Origin of the sequence: uncultured Nocardioides sp., assembly GCF_947489365.1 — a bacterium.
Classification (GTDB): Bacteria; Actinomycetota; Actinomycetes; order Propionibacteriales; family Nocardioidaceae; genus Nocardioides.
In genome coordinates this window covers 262,724-282,452 of sequence record NZ_CANLDB010000004.1, presented here as the reverse complement: position 1 = coordinate 282,452, position 19,729 = coordinate 262,724, and the positions used below count along the sequence as shown (strand labels likewise).

General features: G+C 73.7%; 19 protein-coding genes. 12 read left to right on the top strand and 7 right to left on the bottom strand.

Annotation, left to right across the window (positions count from 1 at the left end; all coding sequences use genetic code 11):
• Positions 1 to 19: 19 nt before the first annotated feature.
• The 3 genes from Q0858_RS13490 (at position 20) to Q0858_RS13480 (ending at position 4,684) form a co-directional block, all read left to right on the top strand.
• On the top strand, positions 20 to 1,894 hold the full coding sequence (locus Q0858_RS13490; RefSeq protein ID WP_299055260.1) for an ABC transporter ATP-binding protein: 1,875 nt from the start codon (positions 20 to 22) through the stop codon (positions 1,892 to 1,894).
• 273 nt (positions 1,895 to 2,167) lie between these two features.
• Entirely contained in the window at positions 2,168 to 3,919 is a 1,752-nt protein-coding gene (locus Q0858_RS13485; RefSeq protein WP_299055259.1) for a procyclic acidic repetitive family protein, read from the top strand.
• A 9-nt stretch (positions 3,920 to 3,928) separates the two neighbouring features.
• Complete coding sequence (locus Q0858_RS13480) at positions 3,929 to 4,684, top strand: SDR family oxidoreductase (RefSeq protein WP_299055258.1); 756 nt, start codon at positions 3,929 to 3,931, stop codon at positions 4,682 to 4,684.
• A gap of 34 nt (positions 4,685 to 4,718) precedes the next feature.
• Here the strand turns inward: Q0858_RS13480 and Q0858_RS13475 are convergent, their stop codons facing one another.
• A complete protein-coding gene (locus tag Q0858_RS13475) occupies positions 4,719 to 5,534 on the bottom strand; it encodes an SURF1 family protein (protein ID WP_299055256.1) in 816 nt (271 codons plus the stop codon).
• 56 nt (positions 5,535 to 5,590) lie between these two features.
• Between Q0858_RS13475 and moaA the strand changes: the two genes are divergently transcribed.
• Positions 5,591 to 6,589, top strand: a complete 999-nt coding sequence (moaA, locus tag Q0858_RS13470; RefSeq protein ID WP_299055255.1) for a GTP 3',8-cyclase MoaA — start codon at positions 5,591 to 5,593, stop codon at positions 6,587 to 6,589.
• Positions 6,590 to 6,619: 30 nt separating this feature from the next.
• Here the strand turns inward: moaA and Q0858_RS13465 are convergent, their stop codons facing one another.
• Positions 6,620 to 6,847, bottom strand: coding sequence for a hypothetical protein (locus tag Q0858_RS13465; RefSeq protein ID WP_299055250.1), 228 nt, complete (start codon positions 6,845 to 6,847; stop codon positions 6,620 to 6,622).
• 20 nt (positions 6,848 to 6,867) lie between these two features.
• Positions 6,868 to 7,206: a DUF3099 domain-containing protein gene (locus tag Q0858_RS13460; protein ID WP_299055247.1), complete on the bottom strand. Its 339-nt coding sequence runs from the start codon at positions 7,204 to 7,206 to the stop codon at positions 6,868 to 6,870.
• A 76-nt stretch (positions 7,207 to 7,282) separates the two neighbouring features.
• Between Q0858_RS13460 and Q0858_RS13455 the strand changes: the two genes are divergently transcribed.
• Genes Q0858_RS13455 through Q0858_RS13435 form a run of 5 tightly spaced genes read left to right on the top strand, consistent with a single transcriptional unit; the run spans position 7,283 to position 12,109 of the window.
• Complete coding sequence (locus Q0858_RS13455; protein WP_240236049.1) at positions 7,283 to 7,495, top strand: dodecin; 213 nt, start codon at positions 7,283 to 7,285, stop codon at positions 7,493 to 7,495.
• A gap of 55 nt (positions 7,496 to 7,550) precedes the next feature.
• Positions 7,551 to 8,255, top strand: coding sequence for a beta-ketoacyl-ACP reductase (locus tag Q0858_RS13450; protein WP_299055241.1), 705 nt, complete (start codon positions 7,551 to 7,553; stop codon positions 8,253 to 8,255).
• A 47-nt stretch (positions 8,256 to 8,302) separates the two neighbouring features.
• Positions 8,303 to 9,076, top strand: a complete 774-nt coding sequence (gene fabI, locus Q0858_RS13445) for an enoyl-ACP reductase FabI (RefSeq protein WP_299055239.1) — start codon at positions 8,303 to 8,305, stop codon at positions 9,074 to 9,076.
• A 16-nt stretch (positions 9,077 to 9,092) separates the two neighbouring features.
• Positions 9,093 to 10,826 (top strand): Mur ligase family protein, encoded by a 1,734-nt coding sequence (locus Q0858_RS13440; RefSeq protein WP_299055237.1) that lies wholly within the window; start codon positions 9,093 to 9,095, stop codon positions 10,824 to 10,826.
• A gap of 8 nt (positions 10,827 to 10,834) precedes the next feature.
• A complete protein-coding gene (locus tag Q0858_RS13435) occupies positions 10,835 to 12,109 on the top strand; it encodes a hypothetical protein (protein WP_299055235.1) in 1,275 nt (424 codons plus the stop codon).
• A 13-nt stretch (positions 12,110 to 12,122) separates the two neighbouring features.
• Here the strand turns inward: Q0858_RS13435 and cphA are convergent, their stop codons facing one another.
• Positions 12,123 to 14,888, bottom strand: a complete 2,766-nt coding sequence (gene cphA / locus Q0858_RS13430; RefSeq protein ID WP_299055232.1) for a cyanophycin synthetase — start codon at positions 14,886 to 14,888, stop codon at positions 12,123 to 12,125.
• On the bottom strand, positions 14,885 to 15,889 hold the full coding sequence (locus tag Q0858_RS13425; protein ID WP_299055231.1) for a cyanophycinase: 1,005 nt from the start codon (positions 15,887 to 15,889) through the stop codon (positions 14,885 to 14,887). Before Q0858_RS13425 ends, cphA begins: the two co-directional genes overlap by 4 nt.
• 23 nt (positions 15,890 to 15,912) lie before the next feature.
• Between Q0858_RS13425 and Q0858_RS13420 the strand changes: the two genes are divergently transcribed.
• Positions 15,913 to 16,422 carry a histidine phosphatase family protein gene (locus Q0858_RS13420; RefSeq protein WP_299055229.1) on the top strand — a complete coding sequence of 170 codons (510 nt, stop codon included), beginning with the start codon at positions 15,913 to 15,915 and terminating at the stop codon, positions 16,420 to 16,422.
• Here Q0858_RS13420 and serB read toward each other — a convergent pair.
• Both serB and Q0858_RS13410 read right to left on the bottom strand, forming a co-directional pair.
• On the bottom strand, positions 16,419 to 17,648 hold the full coding sequence (serB, locus tag Q0858_RS13415; protein ID WP_299055227.1) for a phosphoserine phosphatase SerB: 1,230 nt from the start codon (positions 17,646 to 17,648) through the stop codon (positions 16,419 to 16,421). The genes Q0858_RS13420 and serB overlap by 4 nt on opposite strands.
• A 10-nt stretch (positions 17,649 to 17,658) precedes the next feature.
• Complete coding sequence (locus Q0858_RS13410) at positions 17,659 to 18,417, bottom strand: hypothetical protein (protein ID WP_299055224.1); 759 nt, start codon at positions 18,415 to 18,417, stop codon at positions 17,659 to 17,661.
• Between the two features lie 61 nt (positions 18,418 to 18,478).
• Here Q0858_RS13410 and Q0858_RS13405 point away from each other — a divergent pair, with 61 nt between their 5' ends.
• A complete protein-coding gene (locus tag Q0858_RS13405; protein ID WP_299055221.1) occupies positions 18,479 to 19,273 on the top strand; it encodes an ABC transporter ATP-binding protein in 795 nt (264 codons plus the stop codon).
• 8 nt (positions 19,274 to 19,281) lie between these two features.
• Positions 19,282 to 19,728, top strand: coding sequence for an SPFH domain-containing protein (locus Q0858_RS13400; protein ID WP_299055219.1), 447 nt, complete (start codon positions 19,282 to 19,284; stop codon positions 19,726 to 19,728).
• Position 19,729 lies beyond the last annotated feature (1 nt).

Below are 19,729 nucleotides of genomic sequence, written 5' to 3'. Positions count from 1 at the left end.
GAGGTGGGCGATGTCGGGGATGACCGGAGCCGGTATGGCCTGGCGCCACCTCCGCACGGACCGCTCGGCGGTGAACCAGGGCCTGAAGCGGGACACCCTGCGCCGGGTGCTGACGTTCGCCGGGCCGCACAAGCGGCTGATCACGATCTTCCTGGCGCTGACCGTCGTGGACGCCGGGCTGCTGGTCGTGACGCCGCTGCTCGTGAAGTACATCATCGACGACGGGATCCTCGGCGGGAACGGCACGCTGGTGACCCTGCTCGCGCTCGCGATGGTGGGCACCGCCCTGCTGAGCGCGCTGCTGAGCGTCGGCATGGGCTGGTTGTCGTCCCGGATCGGTGAGGGGCTGATCTTCGACCTCCGCACCCGGGTCTTCGCCCACGTGCAGCGCCAGTCGCTGGCCTTCTTCACCCGCACGCAGACCGGGGCGCTGGTCTCGAGGCTCAACAACGACGTCATCGGCGCCCAGCGGGCCTTCACCTCGACGTTGTCCGGCACCGTCTCCAACGTCATCGCCGTGGTCGTCGTCGGCATCACGATGCTCGCGCTGAGCTGGCAGGTCACCCTGCTCTGCCTGGCGACCTTCCCGCTGCTGTTCGGGGTTTCCCGCTGGGTCGGCGTACGGCTCGCGGGCCTGACGCGGCAGCAGATGGAGGCGAACGCGGAGCTGGGCAACGTGATGACCGAGCGCTTCAACGTCGGCGGCGCGATGCTGCTCAAGCTGTTCGGCCGCCGCGAGGAGGAGGACGAGTCCTTCGCCGGCAAGGCGGCGCAGGTCCGCGACCTCGGCGTCCGCATCACCCTGCTGACCCGGGTCTTCGGAGCGGCGATGATGACCGTCCCGGCGCTCGCGACCGCGCTCGTGTACGGCGTCGGCGGGCACCTCGCGCTCAACGAGGCCGTCACCATCGGCACCCTGGGCGCCCTGGCCACCCTGCTGCTGCGACTGCTCGGACCGCTGCAGGGCCTCGCCAACGTCCGCATCGACATCATGACCGCGCTGGTCAGCTTCGAGCGCGTCTTCGAGGTGCTCGACCTGCCCTCGATGGTCACCGAGAGCAAGGACGCCGTCGCCCTCCCGCGCGGTGCCTCCGGCGTCGAGCTCGACCACGTGGCCTTCACCTACCCCCGCGCCTCGGACGTCTCGCTGGCCTCGCTGGAGGGCGTGGAGCGCAAGGAGGAGGCCGAGCACGGCCCCGTCCTGCACGACGTCTCCCTGCGTGTCGAGCCCGGCCAGATGGTCGCCCTCGTCGGCCCGTCCGGCGCCGGCAAGTCGACGATCACCCACCTCCTCGCGCGCCTGTACGACGTGGGCTCCGGCACCGTCCGGGTCGGCGGCCAGGACGTCCGGGACGTGACGCTGCAGTCCCTGGAGGACACCGTCGGGTACGTCACCCAGGACGCCCACATGTTCCACGAGACGATCCTCACGAACATGCGCTACGCCCGCCCGGGTGCCAGCGAGGAGGACATCTGGCACGCCCTCGAGGCCGCCCAGGTGGCCGAGCTCGTCGGGTCGCTGCCGGAGGGCCTCGACACCGTCGTCGGCGACCGCGGCTACCGCCTGTCGGGCGGGGAGCGCCAGCGGCTCGCCATCGCGCGGCTGCTGCTCAAGGCCCCGCCCATCGTCGTCCTCGACGAGGCGACCGCCCACCTCGACGGGGAGTCGGAGCGGGCGGTGCAGCACGCCCTCGACGCCGCCCTCGAGGGCCGGACGTCGCTGGTGATCGCGCACCGCCTCTCCACCGTCCGCCACGCCGACCTCATCGTCGTGCTGGAGAAGGGACGCGTCGTGCAGTCCGGCACCCACGCCGAGCTCCTGGAGGAGGGCGGCCTCTACTCCCAGCTCCACGCCACCCAGTTCGTCGACGACACCGAGCCCGCCCGCGCCTGAGACGGGCCGGCCGTCGGCACCCCCGGTGGTCAAGCACGTCGGGACTCTCATCGGGTTTCGAGGTTCCTCGCCAGGGCTCTTCACACCTCAACCACCGGACGGGCCCGGCGCCGGTCCGGAGGTCGAGGTGCGAGCCACGAGACCCGGTGAGACGTACGACGGCCCGCACCCCCGGTGGGGGAGCTTGTCGAGACCCCTCCCGCCCGCCAGCCGGGCCGATCCGGGTGTGGACGAACCATTGCTGTCGAACATGTGTTCGATTACAATCGGACCATGACCACCCCCACCACCACTGATGCTCCGGGGCACCTGCCCGGCGAGCCGGTGGTGCGCGAGTGGGAGTTGTCACCGACCGACGAGGTGCTGTTCCGCGCCGAGGAGGCCGTCCGCCGTCGTCGTGAGGCCGAGCTCGACGAGCTCCTGGCGTGCCTGACGTGGTGTGACCGGTTCGCCTCTGACCCCCGCGACGAACCCGGCTACGTCGCCACCCCCGGTGAGGTCCTGGGTGGGGAGAAGCTGGTCGCGATCGCCGGCGACGGTGCGCCGCTGGTGCGCGACCTGTCACTGCTCGAGCTCGGCGTCGCCCTGTCGCGCCACCCCGTCGGGGTGCGGGCGATGGCTGCGGACGCCCTGGACCTGCGTCACCGTCTGCCCCGGACCTGGCGCCACGTCATGGACGGCCAGGCCGAAGCCTGGGTGGCCCGCAAGGTCGCCTCGATCTCCCGTGCCGTGCCTGAGGCGGGGATGCCGGTCGTGGACGCCGCCGTCGCCGAGGCCATCATTGGCGTCTCCCCCTCCCGGGTCCTTGAGATCGCCGAAGCCTCGGTCATCCTCGCCGACCCCGACGGCCACCGCGCCCGCGCCGCGGCGTCGCGGGCGAAGCGGTACGTCGGCCTGGGCCGCGCCGACGCCACCGGCATGCGCACGTTGATCGCCCGTCTCGCGACCGGTGATGCGGTCTACGTCGCCGCGATGGTCGACCGCGTCGCCGACATCCTGACTGTGCAGCGTGCCGCGGCCGGGCTGCCCGAGCAGACCCGCGACTGGCTGCGCGCCGAGGCCATGGGCTGGCTCGCCCGCCCCGCCGAGCTCATGGCGCTCTTGGTCGCGCATGGCGCCGACCCCGCCGACCCCGCCACCGTCGGCGAGGAGGACAACCCTCACCCGGTCGACGAGGACTGGATCACCCAGGAACGACGGGCCGAAGCCACCCGCCGCGGCGGACCCGCACCGGAGACCGAGCCCGACCAAGGGCCCGAGCATGACACCGTCGTCCCCGCCGACGTCCCGGACCCCGAGCCCGGCGACGAGATGCCGAACGAGCCCAGCGACCACGTCGAACCCGAGCCCGAGTCCGCGGTCCCCGCTTCACCCCTCGCGCTGACCGACGACGTCCTCGCGAAGCTCGACGCGAAGGCCCTCACCCGTCTACGGCCCAAGGCCACGCTGTACGTCCACCTCCACGAGTCCGCCCTGGACGGCACCACCGGCCGCGCCGGCGTCGCCCGCATCGAGGGCCACGGCCCCCTGGACATCACCCACCTCGCCGCCCTGCTGCGGCGCCACGACCTCACCGTCCAGCCCGTCATCGACAACCGCGAGACCCACGCCGTCGACGCCTACGAACACCCCACCTGGATGCGAGAACGGATCTTCCTCCGATCACCCGCCGAAGCCTTCCCCCACGCCACCCGCCGCGGCCGCACCATGGACCTCGACCACCCGATCCCCTGGGTCGACCCTGCCCACGGCGGGCCACCAGGGCAGACCACCACCGACTCCCAACCCCTGTCGAGGACAACCCACCGCGCACGCACCCACCTCGGCTGGACCATCGCGCCCACCCCCGCCGGCACCGTCTGGACCAGCCCCCACGGCCTGACCCGACTCCTCGACACCCGCGGCCGCACGCACCACCTCACCGGCGACGAGGCCACCCTGCTCACCCAGGGCCAGACCGACTCCGACCACGCCATCGACGCCGTCCTGCGACGGCTCGTCGAGGAGTCGAGCCGCGAGTCCTAGCCTGGGGCCATGGACCTGGGACTGCACGACAGGGTGTTCGCGGTGACCGGCGGTGCTCGTGGCCTCGGCCGTGCCACCGCCGACGTGCTCGTGGCGGAGGGCGCGCGCGTCGTGCTCTCCGGCCGGAGCGAGACTACGCTGCGAGCGGCGTCGGACGCGCTGGGCGACGGCTGTGCCACCGTCGTGGCCGACAACGCCGACCCGGACACGCCCGAGCGCCTCGTCGCCGCGGCCCACGAGCGGTGGGGACGACTGGACGGCGCCCTGGTCAGCGTCGGCGGCCCACCGCCGGGCTCGGTCATCGAGACCTCGGACGACGACTGGTCCCGCGCCTTCGAGTCCGTCTTCCTGGGCGGTGTCCGCGTCGCGCGCGGGATCGCCTCGGAGCTGGGGGAGGGCGGCTCGATCGCGATGGTCCTGTCGTCGAGCGTCCGCGCACCGCTCGCCAACATGGCGATCAGCAACGGCCTGCGTCCCGGACTGGCGATGGTCGCCAAGACCCTGGCGGACGAGGTGGCGCCACGTGGCGTCCGCGTCAACAGCCTGCTGCCCGGTCGTGTCGGCACCGAGCGCGTCGCCGAGCTGGACGACGCCACCGGTGACCCGGAGGCCGCCCGCGAGCGGGCGCTGGCGACCATCCCGCTCGGCCGGTACGGCGAGCCCGAGGAGTTCGGCCGCGTCGCCGCCTTCCTGCTCTCGCCGGCCGCCTCGTTCGTCACCGGCGTCGCCCTGCCCGTGGACGGCGGGATGCTGCGGTCGCTCTAGCAGCTGCGTCGCAGCTCGGCCAGGACCCGACCGCTCACGACGAGGGGCGGGTGGTGACCGGTTCCCTGTCGTCGTCCGTCCTGCGGGCAGCAGCGGGCCGCGACCCCTTCGTGCCACGACGCCCCGGCCGCGGGCCGCGCCACTCGTCGTACGCGAGGTAGACGAGGCCGACGATGGCCAGCAGCCCGAAGAACCACCACTGCAGCCCGTAGAAGAAGTGGGGGCCCTCGTCGAGCTCGGGCAGGCCGTTCTGGCTGGGCGCCACCTCGGGGGCCGGGTCCTCGGACTCGAGGTCGACGAAGCCGCCGTACACCTCGCGGTCGAGCGCCGGGCCGATCTCGGAGCTGGCGATGGCCCGCGTCGACTGGTCGGTGACCGTGGTGGAGTCGGTCGCGTCCGTGCGCGCCCACCCGACGACGGTGACCTCGCCGGTCGGGGGGTCGGGCACCTCCGTCGGGGTCGCGCCGCTGTTGGCGGTGGGCACCCAGCCGCGGTCCACCAGCAGGGACGGTCCGTCCGCGGTCTCCAGGGGGACGACGACGTCGGCGCCCGCCTGTCCCTCGCGGGTGCGGTAGCGGACGATCACGGTGTCCTCGGGCACGTAGGTGCCCGTGGCCTCGACGCGACGCCACTGGTCGGCGGCGGCCACGTCGCCGCCCACGGGCATGACCTCGCCCGGTGCCGCCGGTGGGGCGACCTCGTTGCGCTCGATGACGGCGTTGCGCTCGCGGCGCTCGTCGAGCCGGTGGAACTGCCACTCGCCGAGGGCGTAGGCGAGCCACGACAGGAGCACCACCACGACGAGGAACAGCACCCACCGCCGGGACAGGAGGAAGCGGAAGGATCCCACGTCCACGAGGCTATCCGGAGGCCCCCGATGTGCCCCCCGCCACGTAGGGTGGGGAAATGATCCCCCTGCCGCTCGCCGACCGGTACGGCCGTGTCGCGACCGACCTCCGGGTCTCTCTGACGGACCGGTGCAACCTGCGTTGCTCCTACTGCATGCCGCCCGAGGGTCTCGACTGGATGCCCACCGACCAGGTGCTCACCGACGACGAGGTCGTACGACTCGTCGACATCGGTGTGACGCGGCTGGGGGTCGAGGAGGTCCGCTTCACCGGCGGGGAGCCACTGGTGCGTCGTGGGCTCATGGACATCGTCCGTCGCGTCCACGAGGCGCACCCGGACCTCGAGCAGTCCATCACCACGAACGCGCTGGGCCTGGCCCGGACGGCGCACGCGCTGAAGGAGGCCGGCCTGACCCGCGTCAACGCCAGCCTCGACACCATCCGGCGCGACACCTTCGCCCAGATCACCCTGCGTGACCGGCTGGACGACGTCATCAACGGCCTCGCCGCCGCCCGTGACGCCGGTCTCGGCCCCGTCAAGGTGAACGCCGTGCTGCTGCGCGGCCACAACGAGGACCAGGCCGACGAGCTGCTGGCCTGGGCGCTGGGTGAGGGCTACGAGCTGCGCTTCATCGAGCAGATGCCGCTCGACGCCCAGCACGGCTGGAGCCGCGAGAAGATGGTCACCGCCGAGGAGACCCTGGCGCTGCTCGAGAAGTCCTTCACCCTCACCCCCGCGGAGGAGCCCCGCGGCAGTGCGCCTGCGGAGCTGTTCACCGTGGACGGCGGGCCCGGCACCGTCGGGATCATCGCGTCGGTGACGCGTCCGTTCTGCGGCGCCTGCGACCGGGTCCGGCTCACCGCCGACGGCCAGGTCCGCACCTGCCTGTTCGCCCGCGAGGAGTCCGACCTGCGGGCGTCCCTGCGCGGCGGGGCGTCCGACGAGGAGATCGCCGAGCGCTGGCGCACGGCGATGTTCGGGAAGGCCGCCGGGCACGGCATCGACGACCCGTCGTTCCTGCAGCCCGACCGGCCGATGTCCGCCATCGGCGGCTGAGACCCGGCGGACGGCGGGCGCCGGCGGGGCTCAGACCTCGTCGGCGTCGTCCGCGGAGTGCGGGCGCGTCTCCTTGAGGAAGCCCCGCGCCCCCAGGAAGTCGCCCAGCGTCGAGCGGTGCTCGTCGCACGCGAGCCACACCTTGCGCCGTTCCGGGGTGTGGATCTTGGGGTTGTTCCACCGCAGCGCCCACCGGGCGTCCGCGGTGCAACCCCGGGCCGAGCACCGGGGCGCCGGCGGTCCGGGGCGCTCGCTCACGTCGTCCACCGGCCGAGGGCTCAGGAGGCGCGCGGCGCGGACTCGCCGGGGCCGAGCTGGCGCACCTGCGGGTCGACGGGCGCCATCGTGAAGTCGTCGTCGCGCTGGAACGCGGCGTTCGCCAGGACGACGGCGATGTAGGGCAGGAAGACCGCCCCGGCCACGAGGATCCAGCGGAAGATGTTGTCGCCCACCACGAGGGCCCCGATGAAGCAGATCGTGCGGAGGCTCATGGACCAGAGGTAGCGCTTCTGTCGTCGCTTCTGGTCCTCTCGGGGGTCGTCCGCCGCGGTGGTGATGCGGACCGCCTGCGGCTGACCGCCCTGCCTGTCGCGCTGCTTTCCACCCTGGTCGGCCACTGCTCCACCTTACGTCTCGGTCGATGGGTATCGTCGCCGCACCCGTCACTCCCGGTACCCAGCAGAGAGGTCAGAGATGACCAACCGCACCTACCGCATCTCCGAGGTCGTCGGCACCTCCCCGGACGGCATCGACCAGGCGATCCGCAACGCCGTCGAGCGCGCCAGCCAGACCCTGCGGCACGTCGACTGGTTCGAGGTGACGCAGGTCCGCGGCCACGTCATCGACGGCCAGGTCGACCACTTCCAGGTCGGGCTCAAGCTCGGGTTCAGGCTCGAGGACGACTGAGCGGGCGCCCGGCGGGTTCTCCCTTACCCGCCGGTAGTCGCTAGCGTCACCAGGCGTGAGCAGATCAGTGCTGGTGACCGGAGGCAGCCGCGGCATCGGTCGCGCCGTGGCGGAGGCGTTCCTCGCCCAGGGCGACCAGGTCGCGGTGACCTCGCGTGGCGGAGGCGGCCCCGAGGGGGCGCTCGACCTCGTCTGCGACCTCACCGACCCGGCCGCCGTCGAGGCGGCGTTCGCGGAGATCGAGGAGAAGCACGGCCCCGTCGAGGTGCTGGTCGCCAACGCCGGCATCACCGACGACACGCTGCTGCTGCGCATGAGCGAGGACCAGTGGTCCCGCGTCATCGAGACCAACCTCACCGCCACCTTCCGGCTCGTGAAGCGCACCTCCAAGGGCATGCTCCGGCTGCGCCGCGGCCGCATCGTGCTGATGTCGTCGGTCGTCGCGCTGCTCGGCTCGCCCGGACAGGTGAACTACGCGGCGTCGAAGGCCGGCCTGATCGGCATCGCCCGCTCGCTGACCCGCGAGCTGGGCAGCCGCTCCATCACCACGAACGTCGTCGCACCCGGGTACGTCGAGACCGACATGACCGCGGGGCTCCCCGAGGAGCAGCAGGCGGCGTACAAGCAGCAGATCCCGCTCGGCCGGTTCGCCAGCCCCGAGGAGGTGGCCGGCACCGTGACCTGGCTGGCCTCGGACGCCGCGGCGTACGTGTCGGGGGCCGTCATCCCCGTCGACGGCGGCCTCGGCATGGGCCACTGAGCCCCACCCCGACGAGACCCACGACAGAGACGACGAAAGGCCACGCCATGGGCATCCTGGACGGCAAGACCATCCTCGTCGCGGGGGTCACGATGGACTCGTCCATCGGCTTCGCGACCGCGCGCTTCGCCCAGGAGCAGGGCGCGACCGTGCTCATCTCCAACTTCGGGCGCGCGCTCGGCATCACCCGCCGCATCGCGAAGCGCCTCCCGGTCGAGCCGGTCGTGCTCGAGCTCGACGTCACCGACCAGTCCCACCTCGACGGGCTCGCCGAGACGCTGCGCGGCCACGGCGTGGAGCACCTGGACGGCGTCGTCCACTCCATCGCGTACGGCAACCCGGAGACGCTGCTCGGCGGCGACTTCATGACCGGGCCCTGGGAGGACGTCGCCCAGGCCGTGCAGGTCTCGGCGTACTCGCTGAAGTCGCTGACCGAGGCCGCCCGTCCGCTGCTCGGCGCGGGGTCGTCCGTCGTCGGGCTCACCTTCGACGCCACCACCGCGTGGCCGGCGTACGACTGGATGGGCGTGGCCAAGGCTGCGCTGGAGTCCACCTCGCGCTACCTCGCCCGCACGCTCGGTCCCGAGGGCGTCCGGGTCAACCTGGTCTCGGCGGGCCCGCTGAAGACGCTGGCCGCGAAGGCGATCCCGGGGTTCGAGAAGCTCGAGGAGACCTGGGACGAGCGCGCCCCGCTGGGCTGGGACAACGGCGACCAGGGCCCCACGGCCCGCGCGGTCTGCGCGCTGCTGTCCGACCTGTTCCCGGCCACCACCGGCGAGATCGTCCACGTCGACGGGGGCTTCCACGCGATCGGTGCGTGACTTGTAGCGTCACGCCGTGACCTCACTCGTCGAGCTCCGGGTCCTGGAGGGGCCGAACCTCTACTTCCCCCGTGCGGCCGTGAAGCTGACGCTCGACGTGGAGAGCCTCAGCGGCCTGCCCGTGGACGTCGCGCGTCGGTTCGCCGCGCGCATCGGCATGCCGAGCAGCAGGCCGGGGGAGCCCGACTCCGGCTTCCGGCAGCGCTTCGTCGCCCGGGCGCTCGCGCGCCTCGTGCGCGCGCTCGCGGCGGAGTCCGGCACCAACCGGCTGGCCGTCCGCGTCCGCGGGACCAACGAGCCCCACCAGCTCGTCGTCGCCTACCCCTGGCGGCACCGCGAGCGCGCCCAGACCATGGGCCGCGCGGTCGCCGAGGTCCTCGACATGCTCCGGACCCCCGAGGCGCAGGCGGACCCCGAGGGCGTGGTCGAGCGCGCGGCTGCGGCCGTCGCGGCCAGCGAGGCCGGCGAGCGGCCGCGGACCCTCGTGCCGCGGGTCCCGGTCGTCGCCGTCACCGGCACGAACGGCAAGACGACGACGTCGCGGTGGATCGCGCACATGGGCCGCGTCGACGGACGCCTCGTCGGCTGGTCGAACACCGACGGCATCTACGTCGACGGCGTCATGGTCGAGGCGGGCGACTACTCCGGTCCCAGCGGCGCCGGGCGCGTGCTCGCGCACCCCGAGGTGCAGCTGGCCGTCACCGAGACCGCCCGCGGCGGCATTCTCCTCAAGGGCATCGGCCTGACCCGCAACGACGTCTCGGTCGTCACCAACGTCACCGCCGACCACCTCGGCCTGCAGGGCATCGACACCGTCGACCAGCTCGCCGAGGTCAAGTCCGTCGTCCCCCGGATCACGCGGGCGGACGGCTGGGCCGTCCTCAACGGCGACGACCCGCGGGTCCTCGCGATGCGCCAGGTCGCCCGGGCCCGGCCCTGGGTGTTCTCGCGCGACCCGGACTCGCCCGGCGTCCGCGAGGTGCTCGCCGAGGGCGGGCGGGCGACGTCCGTCATCGACGGCTGGATCAGCGTCCTGCTGCCCGACGCCGACGCGGACCCGCTCGTCGAGCTCGTCGACGTGCCGATGACGCTCGCCGGGCTGTCGCGGTTCAACGTCGAGAACGCGCTGGCCGCCGCCTCCGCCGGCCTCGCGATCGGCCTCGACCGCGCCTCCGTCGTCGAGGGGCTGCGCTCGTTCCTGCCGGACGCCGAGCACAACCCGGGCCGCATGAACACCTTCTCCGTCCCCGGGCCGGACGGCGGCGACGGGCCGACGGTCGTCGTCGACCTGGCCCACAACGAGGCCGGGCTCGAGGCGCTGCTCGAGATCATGGCCGGCGTACGGCGACCCGGTGGGCGGCTGCTGCTCGGGCTCGGCGTCGTCGGCGACCGGACCGACGAGCTCATCGGCACCCTCGCCGAGATCGGCGCGCGGGACTCCGACGTCCTGGCGATCGGCCACAAGGAGAAGTACCTGCGCGGTCGCGACGTCGACGACCTCGACGCGCTGCTGCGGGCGGGCGCCGCCCGCGTCGGCGTCGAGGACGTGACGTCGTACCCCACGGAGCTCGCGTCGCTGCAGGCGCTGGTCGGGGTGGCCGCCCCCGGGGACGTCGTCGGGCTGATGTGCCACGCCGAGCGGCAGGAGGTCTACGACTGGCTCGCCTCCGCGGGCGCGACCTCCGACGGCCCGGCCGAGCTCGCCGCGAAGGTGCGGGCCGCCGCGGCCCAGGAGCAGCCGACGGGGTAGGAAGGGGCATGGCCAACTCTCGGGGCCCTCTGCGGCCGACCCTGCTCCTGCTCTCCGGACTCCTCGCCGGCACCGCCGGCCTCGGCGTCGCCACGACGTCCTCCGCCACGGCGGCTCCCGCCGACTGCCTCGACACCTCGGTCGAGCCGACCGTCGAGCAGGCGCGCGTCGACCGGGCCGCGCCCCAGGCGATCCTGCGGCGCAGCCGCGCCGACGAGCGCGTCGAGGCCTTCACCGAGGCGCTGTGCGCCGCCGACGACCGCGCCGCTGCGCGCCGGGTGGTCGTGGACGAGGGGCGCGACCTGTGGACGTGGGCCACCGACCGCGCCCAGGGCCGTGAGCGCGTCCGCGGCTCGCTGCCCGGCGGCGACGACCGCCCGCTGTACTGGGCCCGGGTCTCGATGACCCGCGTGCTGGCCCAGTGGGGCGCCGCGCAGGACGAGCCCGTCACGGGGCTGACCGACCGGCTCGAGACCACCAGCCGCGGCCAGGACACGGTCGACGTGCCCACCGAGCGGCGGGCGACCAAGGTCGTCGTCACCGGCTTCGACCCGTTCACCCTCGACGTCGACGCCCGCATCGGCAACCCGTCCGGCGCCGTCGCGCTGGCCCTCGACGGCCGGACGCTCCGCACCGCCGACGGCCCCGTCCGGATCGAGACCGCCATGTTCCCCGTGCGGTGGGACGACTTCGCCGCCGGCGAGGTCGAGCGCACCCTCGCGCCGTACGTGCAGCGCGGGCCGCAGGGCCTCGACGCGCTCGTGACGGTCAGCCAGGGGCGGCCCGACCAGTTCGACCTCGAGGTGTGGAACGGCGCCAACCGCGGCGGCTTCGCCGACAACGAGAACGTCGAGCGCACCGGGCTGGTGCCCATCCCCGACGGCTACCCGACGGTGCGTCCGCAGCCGCAGTTCACCCTGAGCGACCTGCCGATGGAGGCCATGGCGGCCCGCGACACCGGGCGCTACGAGGTCGTCGTCAACCACGAGATCACCGAGAAGGACCCCGCCACCGGCGAGGAGCGGACGACGACCGACGGGCCCACCCCGGGCTTCCTCGCCGTCGCCGGCGGACCCGGCGACTACCTCTCCAACGAGATCGCCTACCGCGCGACGCTGCTGCGCGACGGCGTCCGCAGCTGGAACGTCGGCGGGCACGTCCACACGCCCGTGCTCGGCGTGCCGGGCGAGGAGAAGCTCACCGACGCGGCCTACGAGGGCCGGCGGGCCGCCATGGTCCGCCAGACCACCCGGCTCGTGCGCGCGGCGCTCGAGGAGCGGTGACCCGCCTGCCGACCTACTCGTTGCCCGCGTAGTAGTCCGGGTCGGCCCCCGGCGCGTCCTCGGACGCGCCGGAGCCGGCGTAAGCCTGGTTCGACCAGTTCTCCAGCTCCGACATCACCGCGGCGTGCTTGTCGACGCAGACCACGACGAGGTCGCCCCGGTTGGCGCGGCCCATGGCGTGGCGGACGGCCTCGATCTCGTCGAGGACCTCCTCGACCTGGCGGCAGCGGGCGCCGTCCGCCATGGCCTCGCGGACCCCCTCGACGACGAAGCCGGCCACCTCGCCGCGCTCGCGTCCGCGCAGACCCTCGTCCTCGCGGACGATCACGACGTCGAAGTGGCGCGCCGCGATCCGTCCCAGCTCGCGCATGTCGTCGTCGCGGCGGTCGCCGGCGGTGGCGATGATGCCGATCCGGGACGGCCGGTCCGCGGCGTTGGCGGCCATCGAGTCGCCGACGCGGTCGACGAAGTCGCCCAGCATCGCCATGCCCGGGGCGTTGTGGCAGTAGTCGACGATGACGCTGACGCCCGAGACCTCGACCTCGTTGAGGCGGCCGGGGGAGAGGTAGTAGCTCGTGGAGAAGGTCCGCAGCCCCTGACGGATGTCGTGCAGGGGCGCGCCCTGCGCGAAGGCCGCCGCGGCGGCCGCGAGGGTGTTCTGGACGTTCATCCGGGCCCGGCCGCCGAAGGTGGCGGGCAGCAGGTGGGTCCAGGCGAGCTGCATCTCGCGACGGCCGTGGCGGACGACGATCCGCTCGCCGCGCTCGGACGGCTCCAGGACGAGCGCCTTGCCGCCCCGGCGGCAGTGGGCGTCGATCATGTCGCGGGTCTCGCTGCCCGGCTCCGCCATGGAGAACCAGACGACCTCGCCGGAGCACTTGCGGCGCATCTCGCGCACCAGCGGGTCGTCGGCGTTGAGCACGGCGGCGCCGTTGCGCGGCACCGCCTCGACGAGGACGGCCTTGACGTCGGCGAGCTGCTCGACGGTGTCGACGCCGCGCAGGCCGAGGTGGTCGGGCTGCACGTTGATGACGACCGCGACGTCGTTGCGCTCGTAGCCGAGGCCCTCACGCAGGATGCCGCCGCGGGCGACCTCGAAGACGGCCATGTCGACGCGCGGGTTCTGCAGCACCATCCGGGCGGACCGGGGGCCGGAGGCGTCGGCGCGGATCAGCAGCCGCTCGTCGATCACGACACCGTCGGTGGAGGTCATGCCGACCTTGCGGCCCATCCCCTTGAAGATGTGGGAGATCATCCGCGACGTCGTCGTCTTCCCGTTCGTGCCGGTCACGGCGACGATCGGGATGCGCGAGGGGGCGCCGGGCGGGAAGAGCATGTCGACGACCGGCTTCGAGATGAACTGCGGCTCGCCGATGGTCGGGTGGGTGTGCATCCGGAAGCCGGGCGCGGCGTTGACCTCGCAGATCGCGCCGCCGGCCTCGCGGACGGGCTCGGTGATGTCGGGGCAGATGAAGTCGATGCCGGCGATGTCGAGCCCGATCATCCGGGCCGCCTCCTCGGCGATCTCGACGTTCTCCGGGTGGGCCTCGAAGGTCCGGTCGATGGAGATGCCGCCCGTCGACATGTTGCCGGTCAGGGCCAGCTTGACCGTGACGCCCTCGTCGGGGACGTCGGACATCTCGAAGCCCTGGTCGCGGACCAGCTCCGTGGCGGCCGCGTCGACCTTGATGCGGGTCAGGACCTTCTCGTGGCCCACGCCGCGGCGGGGGTCGGCGTTCGCGGTGTCGACGAGCTGCTCGACGGTGCTGACCCCGTCGCCGGTCACCGACGCGGGAACGCGCTCGGCCACCGCGGCCATGCGGCCGTCGATGATGAGGCAGCGGTAGTCCTTGCCGGTGATGAACGACTCCACCACGATCCACCCGCGGCGCGACTCGCCCTTGGCGATCTCGAAGGCCTCGCGGACCGCGTCGGCGTCCGTCAGGTCGAGGCACACGCCGCGCCCGTGGTTGCCGTCCAGCGGCTTCACGACGACCGGGTAGCCGATCCGCTCGGCGACCCGGACGGCCTGGTCGGCGGTGCGGACCGAGTCCTGCTTGGGGACCGGGAGGCCGGCGGCGCCGAGGAGCTTGGTCGTGAGGTCCTTGTCCGAGGCCACGTCGACGGCGATCGCGGAGGTCTCCGAGGTCATCGTGGCGCGGATGCGCTTGGCGTGGACGCCCTGCCCGAGCTGGACCAGCGAGTGCTGGTTGAGCCGGATCCACGGGATGTCGCGGGAGACGGCCTCGTCGATGATCGCCTGGGTCGAGGGACCGAACGCCGTGCGCTGGGCCCGGCGGATGAAGTCGTCGAGCTCGACCTCCCAGTCGAACTCCGGGTCGGCCTCGACGAGGTGGTTGACCAGGCGGACGGCGAGCCTGCCGGCGGCGAGCCCGACCTGCTCGTCGGCGTACCCGAAGATCACGTTGTAGCGACCCGGGTGGCCCTTGACCATGCGGGTCTTGCCGCGGCGGATGTCGTGGCCGACGACCTGCTGCAGCGCCAGCGCGGCGTGCTCGGCGACGTGACCCAGCCACGTGCCCTCGTGCAGGCGCTCGACGAAGCCGCCGCGCTTGCGGCGCGAGCAGGTGTGCTCGCGGAGGCCCGGCAGCATCTCGACGATGTTGTCGGTGAAGCCGGGCAGCGTGTTCGTCGGGTACTCCTCGAGCACCCCGAGGTCGACGACCAGGTGGATCGCGCGGTCGTACGACCACACGTTCGGGCCGCGGTAGACCCGCGTCTCGACGATCGTCAGGTCGGGGGTGGGGCGCTCCGTCATGCCTGCTCGCTCCTCTGCTCGGCGTCTGGTCCGGCTGGCCTGGTCTCGGTACGGCGGGCGGCGCGGGCCTTGCGCCGGCGCAGCGTGGTGGGGGAGACGTCGTCCGCGGCGATGTCGCGGGCCATCCTCCGCAGGTCGTTCCCGGCCTCGGCGAGCTCGGCGGCATCCTCGGCGCTGACGCGGGTCTCCCGCGGCACCAGCGTCCGGGTGGTCAGGTCGAACGCCGACCCCTGCGGCAGGACGTGCAGGACGACGCCGCTGGCCAGGATCGTGGCGCTGCGCTTGGCCTCGTAGGCGTTGGTCACGATGCGGGAGGGGTCGAAGATCGTCACCGCGCCCTTGCCGAGCACGCGGAGCACCTGGTCCTCGCCCCCCTCGGTCGGCAGGGTCTCGACGATCGCCGCCGTGTCCTCGTCGACGCCGATGCCGAGGAGCTGCGGCGACTGGGCGGTGATCATCAGCAGCCGGCCGTAGCGGTTGCGCTGGTCGAAGTGCTGGTCGATCACCGAGGCGTCCAGCAGTCCCAGACCGGCGGCCACCTGGGTCATCCGCTGCTTCGGGGTCGAGCCCGGCCCGCCGAACGCCACCATGTGGCTCGACTGGATGCTGGCGCCCGCGGACGTCCCCGCCACCACGGCGCCGCGGTGGTGCGCGGCGACGATCGCGTCGCCGACCGGCGTGCCGCAGACGGTCGCGGACAGCTTCAGCTGGTTGCCGCCGGTCATGAAGACGCCCGTGGCCTCGTCGAGGCGCCGCACGAGCTCCGGGTCACCGGCCTCCTCGCGGGACTCCGGCCGCACCGCGACCACGTCCCCCGCGCCCTCGCGCCGGAAGAGCGCGTCGTACACCTCGACGATCTCGGGGCCGAGCGACGAGGCGGTCGGGATCACGGCGATCCGGGCGTCGGCACCACCGGCGGCGGCGACGAACGCCTTGAGGATGGCGCGACCGCGCAGCTTGTCCTCGGCACCGCCGATGATCATCAGGGGTCCGCGGGACATGGCGCTCACCCTAGGGTGTGGCCATGGCCCCCCGGACCCTGGTCGTCGTGCGGCACTGCAAGGCGGAACGACAGGCGCCGACGGACTTCGAGCGGCGGCTGTCCGACCGGGGCCGCGCCGACGGCACCGCGCTGGGGTCGTGGCTGGCCGAGCAGGGCGTGCACGCCGACGCCGCACTGGTCTCGGCGGCCCAGCGCACCGACGAGACCTGGGACGTCGTCTCCGCCGCCGCGGGCTGGACCTGCCGGCCCCGGCTGTCCCGCACGCTCTACCTCGCCGACGAGGACGGCGTCCTCACGCAGCTGCGCGAGGTCGACGAGGACGCCCGCACCGTCGTGGTCGTCGGCCACAACCCGACCATGCACGCCCTCGCGGTGTGGCTGGACGACGGCGACGGTGACGCGGAGGCCCGCGCGGCCATCGCGTCGAGCTACCCCACCAGCGCCGCCACCGTGCTGGACGTCAACGTCGCGTGGGCGGACCTGGCGCCCGGCGCGGCGACGGTGCGCGCCGTCCACGTGGGTCGCGGCTAGCCGGCCGTCGGGGCCGTGCCGTCCGTGCTGTCCGTGCCGTCGGCGGCGTCCGCGGCCTCGACCTCCTCGCGGGTGACCCCGAGGAGGTAGACGATCGTGTCGAGGTAGGGCACGTTGACGCTGACCTCCGCGGCCTCGCGGACCGCGGGCTTGGCGTTGTAGGCGATCCCCAGCCCGGCCGCGGCGAGCATGTCGAGGTCGTTGGCACCGTCGCCGATCGCGATGGTGGCGCCCTCGGCGACCCCGGCGGCGGCGGCGAACTCCCGCAGCGCGCGGGCCTTGGCCGGGCGGTCGACGACGTCGCCGAGGATGCGCCCGGTGAGCCGACCGTCGACGATCTCGAGCTCGTTGGCGCGGGCGAAGTCGATGCCCAGGTCGGCGGCGAGGCGGTCGGTGACCTGGCTGAACCCGCCCGACACGATCGCGAAGCGGTAGCCGAGCCGCTTGAGGGTCCGGACCATGGTGCGGGCTCCCCGGGCGAGGCGCAGGTCGGCGTACACCTCGTCGAGGGCGGTCTCCGGGACCCCCTCCAGGCGCGCCACCCGCTCGTGCAGGGAGGTCGCGAAGTCGATCTCGCCGCGCATCGCGCGCTCGGTGACCTCGGCGACCTCCTCGGCGCAGCCGGCGTGCGCGGCGAGCATCTCGATGACCTCGCCCTGCACGAGCGTGGAGTCGACGTCCATGACGATCAGGCGCATGCCGCGGCGCTGCAGGCCGGCCGGCTGGACGGCGAGGTCGACCCCGAGCCGGGCCGACTCCTCGGCGAGCGTGGTGCGCAGCACCTCCGGGTCCGCGCCCGACACGTGCAGGTCGATCGCGGTGACGGGGTAGCGCGCCATCCGCTCGATGCGGTCGATGTTGGCGCCGGACTCCGCGATGCGGGCCGTGATGTCGGCCATCGCGGTGGCCAGCAGCGGCGCCCCGATCAGCGTGACGTGCGACCGGCCGGAGGGCCGCGAGGAGTTGTCGCCGGTGCCGCGCTCCAGCTCGACCTGCATCCCGAGCTCGGCGGCGGCCTGCTCGATGCGGTCCTGCAGCGCGCCGCCGCCCTCGTCGGGCACGGTGACCAGGACGCCCAGGATCAGGCGGCGACGGAGGATCACCTGCTCGACGTCGAGCACCTGGACCCCGCCCTGCGCGAGCGTGGCCAGCAGGGTCGCCGTCACCCCGGGGCGGTCACGGCCGGTGAGCGTGACCAGCAGGGTCGCGGGGTGCGGGGTGGACATCCCTCGGAGGCTAGCGGGGCGGCTCCTGGGGCCAGCCCTCGGGCGAGCAGGCCGCGACCAGGCCGCGGCGGCCCGCCCGGGCCAGGGGGTCGAGCACCGCGCGTCGCGCCGCCACGTCGTACGCCGTCCGCGCGCCGCCGTCGTCCGCGAGGGCCAGGTCGACGATCCCGAGCACCCGCAGCGCACGCCCGGCGAGCTCCACGCACCGCGGCGGGACGCCCGGCACGGGCTCGGCGGCGGCCGTGCGGCGCAGGTCCATGAGGTCGTCGGCGACGTCGGGGCGCCACCGGGCGACGTCGAGGTCCGCGAGCGCGGTCGCGCCCAGGGTGAGCGCCTGCCGCAGCGCCCGGTCGGCCTCGCCGACGTCGGGGACCTGCCGGCGCCGGGCGACGTGGGCCGTCCACAGCACGCCGCGGCCCACCCGCTCGGGCACGAGGCCCCACCCGTCCTGACCGGGCAGGAGGGGGCCGAGGACGACGGCCTCCCCGGCCTCCAGCGCGGCGTCGTTGAAGGCGCGGGGCCCGCCGAGACCGACCGGGTCGCCGTCCACCGGGAGCGCGAGGCCGGCCTCCTGGGCCCCCGCCGAGCGCAGCGCCCCGACGGCGAGCGCCCAGCCCACCGGCTCCGGGTGGCCGGGCAGGCCGACCACCCGGTGGGCCGCGTCGTCGGCGGTGATCGCCGCGAGGGCGTCGTCGGGGGAGGCGTCGGACCGGAGCCAGGCGGTGAGCCACCACGCCAGCCGTCCGGCGTCCGGGAGTCCTGCGTCCACGGTCGGCCAGGCTACGGAGTCCGGCCAGCGGCCCGGCCCGCGGTCTGGATAGGGTCGGGCCATGCCCGCCGTCCTCGAGCTCGCCGACGTGGTCGTGCGCCGGGGGAGCGCCACGCTGCTCGACGGCGTGACCTGGGTCGTCAAGGACGGTGAGCGGTGGGTGATCCTCGGGCCCAACGGCGCCGGCAAGACGACGCTGATGCAGGTCGCGGCCGCCCAGATGCACCCCACGTCGGGATACGTCGGGGTCCTCGGCGAGCTGATCGGGCGCGTCGACGTGTTCGAGCTCCGGCCCCGCATCGGTCTGACCAGCGCGGCCCTCGCCGAGCGCGTGCCGCGCGGCGAGACGGTCCGCGACCTCGTCCTGTCCGCGTCGTACGGCGTGGTGGGCCGCTGGCGCGAGTCGTACGACGACCTCGACCACGGCCGCGCCGACGACCTGCTGCGCGAGGTGGGCGTCGTCCACCTCGCCGACCGCACGTTCGGCACGTTGTCGGAGGGTGAGCGGAAGCGGGTCATGGTCGCCCGGGCGCTGATGACCGACCCTGAGCTCCTCCTGCTCGACGAGCCCGCCGCCGGCCTCGACCTCGGCGGCCGCGAGGACCTGGTGTCCACGCTGTCGACGCTGGCCTACGACCCCGAGTCGCCCGCCACCGTGCTGGTCTCCCACCACGTCGAGGAGATCCCGCCCGGCTTCACCCACGCCCTGCTGCTGCGCCAGGGGAAGGTCGTCGAGGCGGGGCCGATCACCGACGTCCTGACGCCCGAGTCGCTGTCCGCGACGTTCGGGATGCCGCTCGCGCTCGACCACGTCGACGGCCGCTGGGCCGCCCGTCGGCGCACCCGGCAGCGCTGAGGACGGGCGTGTTCACCGTCGTCCCCCGCGAGCATGTCGCGGTCGTCCGGCGTCGCGGTCGCCACCACCGTGTCCTCGACCCCGGCGTGCGCATGTTCGTGCCTGGGCTCGAGAGCCTGACCCGGGTCGACCTCCGCCCGCAGCATCGCGCGGCCGCCTCCATCGAGGCCGTCGACCGCGACGGCGAGGTGCTCCGCCTGGGCCTGGTGCTCCGCTGGACCGTGAAGGACCCGGCCGCCGCGACGTCCGAGGTCGCCGACGTCGGCGCCGGGCTTGAGCAGCTCGCGACCGCCACCGTGCGCCGTCACATCGGTGGTCGGAGGGCGGAGGACGTGATCGCCGATCCCGCGCGCCTGCTCGACGACCTGCACCTGACGTTGACCGGGGTGGGCGGGCGGTGGGGCGTCGCCCTGCAGCCCACCGGGGTGACGAAGCCCTCACGGGTCCGTCGATAGG